The sequence below is a fragment of the Mesorhizobium sp. M7A.F.Ca.MR.148.00.0.0 genome, assembly GCF_003997735.1.
In the GTDB taxonomy this organism is placed as follows: domain Bacteria; phylum Pseudomonadota; class Alphaproteobacteria; order Rhizobiales; family Rhizobiaceae; genus Mesorhizobium.
In genome coordinates this window covers 1-11,704 of the sequence record NZ_RZTB01000149.1, presented here as the reverse complement: position 1 = coordinate 11,704, position 11,704 = coordinate 1, and the positions used below count along the sequence as shown (strand labels likewise).

12 protein-coding genes are annotated in these 11,704 nt (G+C 62.7%); 2 read left to right on the top strand and 10 right to left on the bottom strand.

Annotation, left to right across the window (positions count from 1 at the left end):
• Window positions 1–220: 220 nt before the first annotated feature.
• The 7 genes from EOB49_RS30380 to EOB49_RS30350 all read right to left on the bottom strand — a co-directional run bounded on the left by EOB49_RS30380 (window position 221) and on the right by EOB49_RS30350 (window position 5,790).
• The gene (locus EOB49_RS30380; protein WP_127270951.1) at window positions 221–712 is read right to left on the bottom strand and encodes a F0F1 ATP synthase subunit B; all 492 of its coding nucleotides are present in this window, start codon (window positions 710–712) and stop codon (window positions 221–223) included.
• A gap of 10 nt (window positions 713–722) precedes the next feature.
• Complete coding sequence (locus tag EOB49_RS30375; RefSeq protein ID WP_127272329.1) at window positions 723–1,322, bottom strand: F0F1 ATP synthase subunit B; 600 nt, start codon at window positions 1,320–1,322, stop codon at window positions 723–725.
• A gap of 63 nt (window positions 1,323–1,385) precedes the next feature.
• On the bottom strand, window positions 1,386–1,610 hold the full coding sequence (locus EOB49_RS30370; protein ID WP_006206606.1) for a F0F1 ATP synthase subunit C: 225 nt from the start codon (window positions 1,608–1,610) through the stop codon (window positions 1,386–1,388).
• Between the two features lie 85 nt (window positions 1,611–1,695).
• Window positions 1,696–2,454, bottom strand: coding sequence for a F0F1 ATP synthase subunit A (locus EOB49_RS30365; RefSeq protein ID WP_023808677.1), 759 nt, complete (start codon window positions 2,452–2,454; stop codon window positions 1,696–1,698).
• Window positions 2,455–2,513: 59 nt separating this feature from the next.
• Window positions 2,514–2,921 (bottom strand): AtpZ/AtpI family protein, encoded by a 408-nt coding sequence (locus tag EOB49_RS30360; protein ID WP_127321271.1) that lies wholly within the window; start codon window positions 2,919–2,921, stop codon window positions 2,514–2,516.
• Between the two features lie 254 nt (window positions 2,922–3,175).
• The gene (locus EOB49_RS30355; RefSeq protein ID WP_127383155.1) at window positions 3,176–4,357 is read right to left on the bottom strand and encodes a cell wall hydrolase; all 1,182 of its coding nucleotides are present in this window, start codon (window positions 4,355–4,357) and stop codon (window positions 3,176–3,178) included.
• Between the two features lie 92 nt (window positions 4,358–4,449).
• Window positions 4,450–5,790, bottom strand: coding sequence for an MFS transporter (locus EOB49_RS30350; protein WP_127383154.1), 1,341 nt, complete (start codon window positions 5,788–5,790; stop codon window positions 4,450–4,452).
• A gap of 119 nt (window positions 5,791–5,909) precedes the next feature.
• On the opposite strand from EOB49_RS30350, the gene EOB49_RS30345 reads away from it, so the two are divergent.
• The gene (locus EOB49_RS30345) at window positions 5,910–6,818 is read left to right on the top strand and encodes a LysR substrate-binding domain-containing protein (RefSeq protein ID WP_127383153.1); all 909 of its coding nucleotides are present in this window, start codon (window positions 5,910–5,912) and stop codon (window positions 6,816–6,818) included.
• Between the two features lie 249 nt (window positions 6,819–7,067).
• Here EOB49_RS30345 and der read toward each other — a convergent pair whose 3' ends face one another.
• The gene (gene der / locus EOB49_RS30340; protein WP_127383152.1) at window positions 7,068–8,489 is read right to left on the bottom strand and encodes a ribosome biogenesis GTPase Der; all 1,422 of its coding nucleotides are present in this window, start codon (window positions 8,487–8,489) and stop codon (window positions 7,068–7,070) included.
• Window positions 8,486–9,151: a tetratricopeptide repeat protein gene (locus EOB49_RS30335; protein ID WP_127383151.1), complete on the bottom strand. Its 666-nt coding sequence runs from the start codon at window positions 9,149–9,151 to the stop codon at window positions 8,486–8,488. The genes der and EOB49_RS30335 overlap by 4 nt, the downstream gene beginning before the upstream one ends.
• A gap of 214 nt (window positions 9,152–9,365) precedes the next feature.
• On the opposite strand from EOB49_RS30335, the gene EOB49_RS30330 reads away from it, so the two are divergent.
• On the top strand, window positions 9,366–10,364 hold the full coding sequence (locus EOB49_RS30330) for a polysaccharide deacetylase (protein ID WP_127383156.1): 999 nt from the start codon (window positions 9,366–9,368) through the stop codon (window positions 10,362–10,364).
• Window positions 10,365–10,400: 36 nt separating this feature from the next.
• Here EOB49_RS30330 and sbmA read toward each other — a convergent pair whose 3' ends face one another.
• Complete coding sequence (gene sbmA / locus EOB49_RS30325; protein WP_127328446.1) at window positions 10,401–11,660, bottom strand: peptide antibiotic transporter SbmA; 1,260 nt, start codon at window positions 11,658–11,660, stop codon at window positions 10,401–10,403.
• Between the last annotated feature and the right edge of the window lie 44 nt (window positions 11,661–11,704).

The window sequence follows — 11,704 nt, the reverse complement described above, 5'->3', positions numbered from 1 at the left end:
CTCCCCCCTCGAGGGGGAGATGGCCGGCAGGCCAGAGGGGGTCGCCGCGCGTGAAACGCCGACCTTATCTGCGCTGCAAAATGACGTCGCGCCCGGTCGAGCCGACCCCCTCTGTCGCCTTTGGCGAGATCTCCCCCTCGAGGGGGAGATTATCCCCGCCCACAACAAAAAAGCCGCCAGGTTGCCCGGGCGGCTTTCGATCATTGGCTAGAGGGACCCTCTAGTTCAGCTTCGACTTCACGTCCGCGAGCGATGCCTTGAACAGATCGGCACCGGCCTTGGCGTCGATCTTGCCGGCAAGCAGCGCGCGCGCTGCCTCTACGGCGATGTCGACGGCGCTGGCGCGGACTTCGCTGATGGCGTCACGCTCGGCCTGGCCGATCTTCTGCTCGGCAAGCGCGGTGCGCCTGACAACATAGTCCTCGGTCTTCTTGTGCGCTTCGGCGGCAAGCAAGTCGGCTTCGCGCTTGGCGGCGGCGACGATGTCGGCGGCCTCCTGCTCGGCTTCCTTGCGCTTGCGCTGATACTGGCCAAGCAGTTGCTGGGCCTCCTCGCGCAGCCGGCGTGCTTCGTCGAGCTCGTTGCTGATCCTTTCGGCGCGGGCGTCGAGCGCCTTGGCGATCAGGCGAGGCACCTTGATGTAGACGGCAATGCCCAGGAAGATGACCAGGGCAACCGTGGCCCAGAGCGTCGCGAGAGATGTGGCGTCCATGATGCGCTCCTCACCGGGCCACGGATTTGACCGCGGCCGCGATCTCTGCCTTGCTGGCCTTGCCGCCAACCAGGGCTTCGACAATCGCCGAAGCGGTGTCCTCGGCGATGCTGCCGACTTCCTTCATGGCATTGGCCTTGATGGAAGAAATGCGGGCCTCGGCTTCGCCAAGCTTGGCGTCGAGCGCGGCCTCCACCTTCTTGCGAGCGGTATCGGCCTCGGCCTTGGCCGCGTCGTTGGCCTGCTGGCCGATCGCGTTGGCCTTGGTCTTGGCTTCCGCCAGTTCCTGCTCGTAGGCAGCAACGGCAGCGTCGGCCTCGCCCTTCAACTTGGCCGCCTGATCGAGATCCTGCGTGATGCGATCGTTGCGGACATCGATGATGCCGCCGACGCGCGGCATCACAACCCGCTTCAGGAAGAGATAGAACAGCCCGAAGGTGATCGCCAGCCACAGAAGCTGCGACGGGAACGTCGCCGGATCGAATGGCGGAAACGTGCCATGCGCTTCAGCAGGCACACCGGTGCTGGAATGCGTGTCGCCTTCCGTAGCAGCGTGGCTGGTATCGGCTGATGGCGCGGACTCTTGCGCAAAGGCAGATGTCACGAACATGGACTATCCCCGAAATTCAGGCCCGCCGCTCGCGCGGCCGGCCTGTCCAATCTTCCCGAGTGCTCAGCCGAACAGGGCCAGAAGCGCGATGAGAAGCGAGAAGATGCCCAGAGCTTCGGTCACGGCGAAACCGAAGATCAGGCGGCCGAACTGGCCATCGGCAGCCGACGGGTTGCGCAGTGCGCCCGCGAGGTAGCTGCCGAAGATGTTGCCGAGGCCAATGCCCGCACCACCCATGCCCAGGCAAGCGATGCCGGCGCCGATGTACTTTGCTGCTTCTGCGTCCATTTGTTCAACTCCTTTGGATCTAAAATTCCGTTGCGATTCCATCCGGCGCCAATGTTGGAAATTCTTGGGCCGGAAACTTTTGGACCTAGTGCCCGGGGTGCAGGGCGTCGTTGAGATACATGCAGGTCAACACGGCAAAGACGTAGGCCTGCAGGAAGGCGACCAGCAGTTCCAGTGCCGTCAGCGCCACCGCCATCGCCAGAGGCAGGATCGAGCCGGCGACGCCGACCGCGCCGAGCGCGCTCAGGCTGACCACGAAGCCGGAAAACACCTTCAGCGTGATGTGGCCGGCGAGCATGTTGGCGAACAGACGAACCGAGAGGCTGACCGGGCGCGACACGAAGGAGATCACTTCGATCAGCACCACCAGTGGCAGCAGGAAGACCGGCACGCCATGCGGCACGAACAGTTTCAGGAAGCCAAAACCATGCTTCATGAAGCCGTAGACGACCACGGTTGCGATCACCAGCACGGCAAGGCCGAAGGTGACGATGATGTGGCTGGTGACGGTGAAGAAATACGGGAATAGGCCAAGCAGATTGGCGACGAGCACGAACATGAACAGCGAGAACACGAGAGGGAAGAACTTCATGCCTTGTGTGCCGGCGGCATCGCGCAACATGTTGCCGACGAACTCGTAGGCCATCTCGGAGACCGACTGAAGCCGCCCGGGAACCAGGCTGCGGCTCGACGTCGTGAGAAACAGGAATCCAGCCGCAACGATAACGGTTGCGACCATGAACAGTGCCGAATTGGTGAAAGACAGGTCATAGCCGCCGATGTCGATCGGAATCAGCTTGTTGATATGGAACTGGTGGATCGGATCGACCTTGTCAGCTGCCACGTTCAAACCCCGTCAATGCCGCGTACGGCCTCGTTACCATTACCGCACATGGTGCGCGGTCATTTCTTGTCGTCTTGGCCAGGGCGCGATTTATCGCCTTGTCCAAATTCCGCCACAACGCCGGCGGAACGCATCACATTGAGCACTCCGGCGCCAAAACCAAGCAGCAGAAACACGATCAGACCCCATGGCGATGTCCCCGCCAGACGGTCGATGATCCAGCCGATGCCGGCACCCACCACCACCCCGGCGATAAACTCGCTGGAGAGTTTGAGCGCCTGACCGTAACCGGCCACACTGCCCGCTTTCGCGTCGTCTTTCCCCTCGAGCCGGCCCGGCCGCCTTGTCGCAAGCGACGCTTCAAGGTCACGGCGGCGGCGCTCAAGATCGTCGTCGCGGATGTCGGGCTCATGCTGATTGCCGCGGCCGGTTTCTCCGGTTCCGTCTGGCCCATTCTTGTCGGCCATCGCAACCCCCCTGCCCGGTCAGACCATCACCGTCCGTCCGCTTCTAAAGTCGCCGGCAACATAGTTAGAGGGTTTGCGCCCGTCAAGCCACGGGCGGAAGTTCATTGCCATGTATTTTAGGCAATAAAATCAATGAATTAGAAAGGTGCGACATCGTGCCCGCCATGATGACGAAGATGCATGGCGCGAATCCCCCGCGCAATGGCCCTTTGATCGGCTGCGCGCCACATCAAAGATCAGCGGCTGCTCCGCACTCAGCTCCAGCCGCCGCCATAGGTCCGATAGAAGATATGCAGGCCGATCTTGGTCATCTTCTGCATCGTGCGCGCCCAGCCGGGATGGACATATTGCGCATAGTAGTGGGTCGACGATCCGACCTCCGGGATGAAGATCTTGCCGGCAGTGACGGCCATGGCGATCTCCTTGGCGGTCTTGTAGGCGGCTGGGCTATCGATGCGCTTCTTCCTGCCGTCGCAGGCGAAGGAGAACTGGCAGCGGTTGAACCAGCTGTCGTTCTGGTAGACGACGCCGCAGATCGAATTCGGATAGGTCGGATTGCGGACGCGGTTGAGGATGACCTGGGCGACGGCGGCCTGGCCGCGCACGGATTCGCTCCTCGCCTCGAAATAGATGCCGTTGGCAAGGCATGCCTGCTCCTTCTGGGAGAAGACACTGGCGGGCAGCGGGTTCTGGATCCACGAATGATCGCCCTTGGCCATCGGCGGAATGAAGCGGCCCTCATTGGGCTGCTCGTCCTGAAGCAGGGCTTCGAAGGGCGATGCCTTGGCATAATCAGGCTCGGACTGCGCATACGCGGTCGCCAGCACGTCCGGATGGTCGTTGTTGACCAGCGCTGCCAGCATGGCCGGCACGCCGGGATCCGGCTTCCTGTCCTCGCGCGCATGGAATGCCGCGGCGATCTGGATTTCCTTGCCTTTGATTTGCGGCTTGGCGAAAGCCATTTTCAGGCCGCTGTCCATGCTGGGCCGCAGCAAGGAGGAGGTGCGCTCGAAGATCGAGCCGGCGTTGAAGTTCTTCGGCGGTGCGACGGGAGACATCTGGACGATGCGCCCTTTCTTCTCGGCGCGCACGACGCGGTCCTCATCGGGCGTGCCGCTGACCTTGCCGCCCTTGCCGCGAAACGACACGTTGCCGACACCGGCCAGGTGGACACCCGATCCGCAGATGGAGCCGGTGACATCAGAATCGACAAAGGGCATCTCGGCAGCATGGGTCGAGCCGGCGACGGATTTCTCGACATAGGAATTCCAGCGGGTGTTCGCTTCGAGGCCGGAGACAAGGCTCGTCATGTCCTGATAGGCGACGATGGTCGGAAAGCCGATCCAGATGCCGAGACCGATGACGAACGGGGGCAGAAAGCCACGTCTTCTCTCACCGGCGGCGGCAACCAGCCGCTTCAACACACGTCGATGCACGGAACACTCTCCAGGAACGCGACAGACCCCACTGGAGAGCAAAATGATGCATTAACCTTGATGGGACGTTAACGGCTTCGATCGGACTGTTCTCAGCCGGCTTCAGGTCGTGGTTCCGAAGTCGGGCGGTTTTGCGGCCGAACCCAGGCCGGACGCAGGAAGATCGGCCGGGCGATCAGCGCGCAGATGGCGGCCGCCAGCCAGACGCCGGACCAGGACCAAAGGTGCAAGAGCCCCGGAATGGCCACCGGCACCAGGAAGAAGCCTACGAAAACAAAGGTGTTGGCAAGGCTGAGCGCGGTCCCGACATGGCTGGCCCCGGCAAGGGTGGCAAGCTCGGTGTAGGCGACACCGTGCCAGGCGGAGACCGAGATGCCTGCGACAATAAGCACGACTGGAAGGACGGCCAACCAGATGAGCTGGCCGCCCGGAACGGTTGGGCCGAACAGGACCAGCAGCCAAAGCGTGGCGAAGGCAAGGGCGCTGAACGCGCTGCACAAGCGAAGAAATTGGCGGCGGTTGCCGTGACGGTCGGTGAAGCGGCCGCTCCAGATGCGCATGACCATGGCGCCGATCTGAACGGCGGCGAGGCTCGCGCTGATTGCCGCCGTTCCCAACCCAACGAAATCGTGCAGGAACACGGAGGCGAAGGTGAGCACGGCCACCTGCGGAAAGCAGAGCAGGCCGATGGCGGTCGCGATACGCCAGACATCGCGATTGCGCAGCGGCGCCGGTCCGACCGCAGCCGAAGCGAGATGGCCCTCGCCCGCCGTCGGCGGCTCGTGCAGCCAGCGCCAGGCGAACAGGGCAGACAGAGCGGATGCGCCCGCCAGCACCCCGAACACCGCGCCAAAGCCGAAAGCCAGCGCAAGCGAGGGCAGCACGAGCGCGCCAAGGCCACCGCCAAGCGGCACCGCCGTCTGCCTGATGCTCATGGCAAAGCCGCGCTCGTTTTCCCGAAACCAGCCCATGATGGCGCGGCCGCTCGAACCGTTGACGCTGCCGCCGAGCAGTCCGGTGCTGAGCAGGCTCGCGGAGAGCAGCGTGACGCCGGGAATACCGGCCTTTGTCGGCACAACCAGCATCGCCATGGCCAGGAGCCACACCGCCGTCGCGCCGAGCCCGATCAGGAGCACGCGGCGATCGCCCCAGCGATCGGTAAGCAGGCCCCAGGGCAGCTCGCTGAGCGCGACCCCCAGCCCGAGAAGGCCGAGCGCCAGGCCGAGCTCGGCATTGCCCAAATGATAGCCCTGGCGAAGAACGACCGCCGTCGCCGGGATGCCGGAGAACGTAGCCGAGAAGGCGGCATTGGCGGCAACGCCGATGCCCAGAACCTTCCAGCGATGGCCCGGCTTGAAAACCCTCCCGGCGGAACCGGTATCTTCCAGGAGCTTCGGCGACTGCCGATCGGTGCAATTGACGATGGCGGACATGATTTCATTTCCCGTGCTGGCCAGTGGTCCGGCCTTGACGATCTGTCCCTACCGCCATAATTTCATCCTGAAAATCAGGAAGTTTTGAACTTACAATCCTGAAAATCGGGACTTCAGACATGCGACGCGTAACTTTCGACCTCGACGTCCTGCGCAGTTTCGTCACCGGTATGGAGCTGGGCAGCTTTGCCAAGGCCGCTGACCGGCTTGGCCGGTCGACGTCGGCGATCAGCGCGCAATTGAAGAAACTGGAAGAACAGGCGGCGACGCCGATCTTCCGCAAATCAGGACGCGGCCTCGCTTTGACCGAGGCCGGCGAGACCATGCTCGGCTATGCGCGCCGGCTGATCGAATTGAATGACGAGGCGGCATCCGCCATCCACGATGTCGAGCTGGAAGGCTGGGTACGGCTCGGCTTGCAGGAAGATTTCGGCGAGGCGGTGCTGCCGGACGTGCTCGGCCGATTTGCCCGGGCGCACCCCAAGGTGAAGATCGAAGCCAGGATCGCACGCAGCCACGACCTTGCCGAAAGGGTCATGTCAGGCAGCCTCGACATCGCGCTCGCTTGGCACTGCGGCGAAACGCTGCCCTACAGCCAGCATGTCGCCGATGTGCCGATGCGCTGGATCGGGCCGGCAAAGCGCATCGAGACCAGCCTGCGCGACGGTGAGCCGCTGCCGCTGGTGGCGCTCGAAGCGCCATGCCTTCTGCGCACGGTGGCAACCGAAACGCTCGACCGCGCCGGGCTGTCGTGGCGGATGGCCTTTTCCAGCCCGAGTCTTGGCGGCATCTGGGCAGCCGTGGCGGCGGGGCTGGGGCTGACGATCCGCACCGACATCGGCCTGCCGGCCAGCGTCAGCGCAATGACGCCGGAGATCGCCGGGCTGCCGGCATTGCCCAAAATGGCGTTGGTGCTGCACCAGAAGGATGCTGAACTGGATCCGGTGGCAGCGCGGCTGGCCGACATATTGTTGCAGGCGGCGTTGCAGGCGCTGCCACGGGACGAGCGGTTGAAGGAGGTCGCTTAGACAGCCGGAAAGGTATCCAGTGTCGCGTTCCGTCCCCTCTGTCCTGCGGACATCTCCCCCGCAAAGGGGGGAGATTGGATGTCGCGAGTGCTCTCGCGAATCTTCAACGTTGCAAGAAAGGCGCCGTCAGAACGAACTGCTGATCTCCCTCCTTGCGGGGGAGATGGCCGGCAGGCCAGAGGGGGGTGCTGTCCCGCCAACGTTGCGGAGAATTCGCGCGAGCAAAGGGGCTCATTCGAGCCCGACCGCTTATTTGCGCTTGTTCGACCTGCCGGCGAACGGATTGTCCGACGTGCGCAGCGCGATGCGGATCGGCACGCCGGGCATGTCGAAGGCTTCGCGCAGGCTGTTGGAGAGATAGCGGACATAGGATTGCGGCATCGCATCGGGCCGCGAGCACTGGACAACGAAACCCGGCGGCCGGGTCTTGGCCTGGGTGACGTATTTGACCTTCAGCCGGCGTCCGGCCACGGCAGGCGGCGGGTGGTGTGCCAGGATGCCTTCCAGCCAGCGGTTGAGCTTGCCGGTCGAGACGCGGCTGTTCCACACCTTGTGCGTCTTGATGACGGCATCCATCAGCTTGTCGAGGCCGCGCCCGGTCTCGCCGGAGACAGGTACGGCCTGGAGGCCGCGCGCCTGGGGAAGAAGCCGTTCCGTCTTCTCTCGCAGTTCGGCCAGAAGTTCCTGGGGATGGTCGATCAGATCCCATTTGTTGAAGGCGATCACCGGCGCCCGGCCTTCCCTGATGATCAGGTCGGCGATCTGCAGATCCTGCTTCTCGAAGGGGATGGTGGCGTCGAGCACGATGATGACGATCTCGGCAAACCGGATGGCGCGCAGACCGTCCTGCACCGACATCACTTCCAGCTTTTCATGAATCCTGGCCTTGCGGCGCATGCCGGCCGTGTCGAACAATTTCAGGCGGCGACCATGCCAATCCCAGTCGACCGAGATCGAATCACGGGTAATGCCGGCTTCCGGTCCGGTGAGCAGCCGCTCTTCGCCGATCAGCGCGTTGATCAGCGTCGACTTGCCGGCATTGGGACGGCCGACGACGGCAATGCGCATCGGCTTGGTGTCGTCATAGGTATGCTCGGCATCCGGATCGGCGATATCCTCGCCGATCAGCACCTCGCCTTCGTCTTCGCCATCTTCTTCTTCGCCGAAGGCGCGCGCTTCGCCGAGCGCGCCGATCACGGCGTCGCGCAAATCGGGCATGCCCTGGCCATGCTCGGCCGAAACCGGGATCGGCTCGCCAAGTCCGAGTTCCCAGGCTTCCAGCATGCCGCCCTGGGCGCCCTTGGCCTCGGCCTTGTTGGCGACCAGCACGACCGGCTTGCCGGACTTGCGCACGATCTCGGCGAAGGTCCTGTCGTCGGGCAACAGGCCGGACTTGGCGTCGATGGTGAAGAAGATCAGGTCGGCCTCCCGGATGGCGATCTCGGTCTGCGCACGCATGCGGCCGGGCAAGGTCGAGGCGCCCGCGTCCTCGAAGCCGGCGGTGTCGATGACGTCGAAATGCAGGTCGTAAAGCTTGGCGGCATGGACGCGACGGTCGCGGGTGACGCCCGGCGTGTCGTCGACGAGCGCCAGCTTCCTTCCCACCAGCCGATTGAAAAGAGTCGATTTGCCGACGTTAGGTCTGCCGATGATGGCGACTTTGAAGGTCACGACGCACTGCCCGACCCGCGGATCAGCTCGGACATCAATGTTGCGCGCTCGCGGGTGTTGCGCGGGGCGCCGTCATCGGCGGCGATCTGGTCGAACAGTTTCAGCGCATCCTGCGTCTTGCCTTCCTTCCAGGCGGAAAGGCCGAGCGCCTCGCGCGCCGTGTGGCGCAGCGTGTTGGTGTCGGATGTCAGTGCCTCGACACGGCTGGACACGTCGGCGAAGGAGCCATGGTCGACGAGCAGCAGCGCTGCCCGCAGGCGCGCCATGTCGCGAATGCCTTGGGGAATGGCTGTGTCGGCGGCGACTTCGTCGAAATCCTTGACGGCGGCGGGAACATCGCCCTTGTTCGCCTTGACGGTCGCGCCGCGCATACGGGCGAGCAGTGGATAGGCGCCGTAGCCATCCTTCTCCAACTGATCGAGCGCAGTCAGCGCCTCATCGTTCTTGCCGTCATTGGCAAGCTTCAGTGCCTGCGAGAACGCATCGCCCGAGCGGTTGGCGCGCGTCTCGTCCCAATAGCGATAGCCGACGAAGGCGGCGGTGCCGAGCACCACGAGGATCGCAACGACGATCAGGGCGGGCCCGAAACGGTCCCACAGCTTCTGCGCCTGTTCGCGCCGGATCTCGTCATTGACTTCACGGATAAAACTGTCGTCGGACATCAAATCAAACCATTCCTGCCCCGTCGGGCCTTTGTCAGCCCGCGTTTTAGCGAAATTTTGCCGGCATGGAAGGGGTTCAACCGGAAAATCGCCTATTGTCCGGGGCAAACGGATGTTTGCCCCGGACAAGCAGCCGAAAAGGCCAATCGCACCCACGCCACATTTAGGCGATAGCCGGCTTGCAGACATTCCCCGAGTGAAGATCAGATTGCCTATGCTTCGTCCGTTCCGCGTTGTTGCGTTTTCGCTTGCGGCACTCGCCGCCGCCGGTGGGGCTTTGGCCGATCCACCGGCGCCGGCAAAGCCGAAACAAGTCGTCATCATCTCATTCGACAGTGCCCGCGACATTTCGCAGTGGAAACGCAGCCGGGCACTGGCTGAGCGCACCGGCGCGCACTTCACGTATTTTCTCTCCTGCGTCTTCCTGCTGTCAACGGAGACACGCAAGGAATACACCGCACCGGGCAAAGGCGCCGGCAAATCCAACATCGGCTTTGCCGCCTCGAAGCAGGAAGTCACCGAGCGGCTCGAACAGATCGGCCTTGCCGCGCATGAAGGCCACGATATCGCCAGCCATGGCTGTGGCCATTTCGACGGCAAGGACTGGAGCAAGGCCGACTGGCTGAAAGAGTTCGGTTCGTTCGAGCACATTCTCGAGAACGCCTATGCGATCAACGGCATTGCACCCGAACCACAGGGCTGGCGCGATTTCGCGCGGCATGCGGTGGTCGGTTTTCGCGCGCCGTATCTGTCGACCGGCAAGGCGCTCTATGAAGCGCTGCCGGCGGCCGGCTATCAATTCGACGCCAGCGGCGTCTCGCAGGGCCCTGCCCGACCGATGGCCAGCAACGGCATCATGCACTTTTCGCTGCCGCAGATTCCGGAAGGACCGAAGTCGCGGCCGGTGATCGCCATGGACTACAATCTCTATGTCAGGCATTCCGGCGGCTTCGAGCGGCCAAGCCAGGCGGACGAGTTCGCCAACCGGACCTATGCTGCCTTTCGCGCCGCCTTCGACAAGCAGTATGCCGGCAAGCGCATTCCGCTTGAGCTCGGCTTCCACTTCGCGCTGATGAATGACGGCGCCTACTGGAACGCGCTGGAGCGCTTTGCCGGCGACGTCTGCGTCAAAGCCGATGTCGAATGCATCAGTTTTCGCGATTATGTTTCGCGACAGGACGCTGCCCAGAAGCAAGCTTCGGTCGGCGGCTGAGCCGCCAACCCGGTTCGATTTCCAAAGCCTCGGTTTTTAGGCTGGGTCCTCGGCGCTCTGTCTTGCCAGATAGCGCTGGTCGATTTCAGGCAATGGCTCGCCTTGCAGCGTCGCTTCGAAGGCACGCAGGCGCTTGTGGACCGATTGCAGCTCGACGATGGTCGACCAGGACGTGAGCAGAAACTGCAGCGACCCCGTCACCTTGCCGAATGCGTTCGAAATCTGGTTCAGCGCGCCGAACGTTATCTTGTGCGCCACCAGTGAGGGACCAAGGATCAGCAGCGAGAAAATGTTGTCGGCCTGCAGGTAGGTGTAACGGACGACGTTGAAATAGATGTAGTGGAAATACAGCCTGAAATAATTGTGACGAACATTCTCGAACAGCTCGGCGGTGGTGGCCGGCTGGGCGCGGTCCGCATGATCCTCGCCGTAGACGAGTTCCTTGCGGTAGGCGGCTTCGACACGCTGGTTGCGGAACTGCAGCCCTGGAAGTTTCAGACCGGCAACCATGACCGAGATCGTCCCGAACAGACACCAGGCAAGGGCCGCGACAACCAATGGCTGCGGGATCGCGCCGATAATCGGCAACTCAGTGATATGGGCCTGCAACTGGATCATGACCGGCAGGAATGCGATCAATGTCATGATCGACTGGACGAAGCTGGAGCCGAGGTCTTCCATGATCTGCGAGAACCGCATCGTGTCTTCCTGGATACGCTGCGAGGCACCCTCGATATGGCGTAGCCTGCTCCAATTCTCGACGAAATAATTGTTCATCGCCGTGCGCCAGCGGAAAATCCAGTGGCTGACGATGAAGGCATTGACCACCTGCACATTCATGCCGACCAGCGCGAGCCACGAAAAATCCGCCAATCCGATATAAAATTCGCTGTTGGTCGACTTTCCAGTCCCCGACATCAGTCCCTGCACATAGTCGAAGAATGGTCCGTACCAGGCGTTGACGGCGACACTGACCTGCACATTGAAATAGATGAAGAACAGGATGACCGCGGTCATCAGGATCGACCAGCGCTGCCACGGATGCGGCGAATACCAGCTCCAGAATGCGTAGAAGACGGCCACGCAGAACACGAAATAGAGATAAAACCATAGAAACGGCGGCGACATGAGGATCGCGATGCCGATGATGGGCGGCGCGCCGGCCGCAGCCGGCGGCAATCCCAAAACCGCGCCCAATTGTTCACCACCGAAAAACCAGAACAGGATCGCCGCAAGGCTCCAGACGGCGGCCGAAGAGAAGAAGAGCTTCGGCTGCGGGAAAAAGGATACGAACACTGTGGCGAATTCCTCGATCTAGGCGCAAATCAGCTGACTACGGC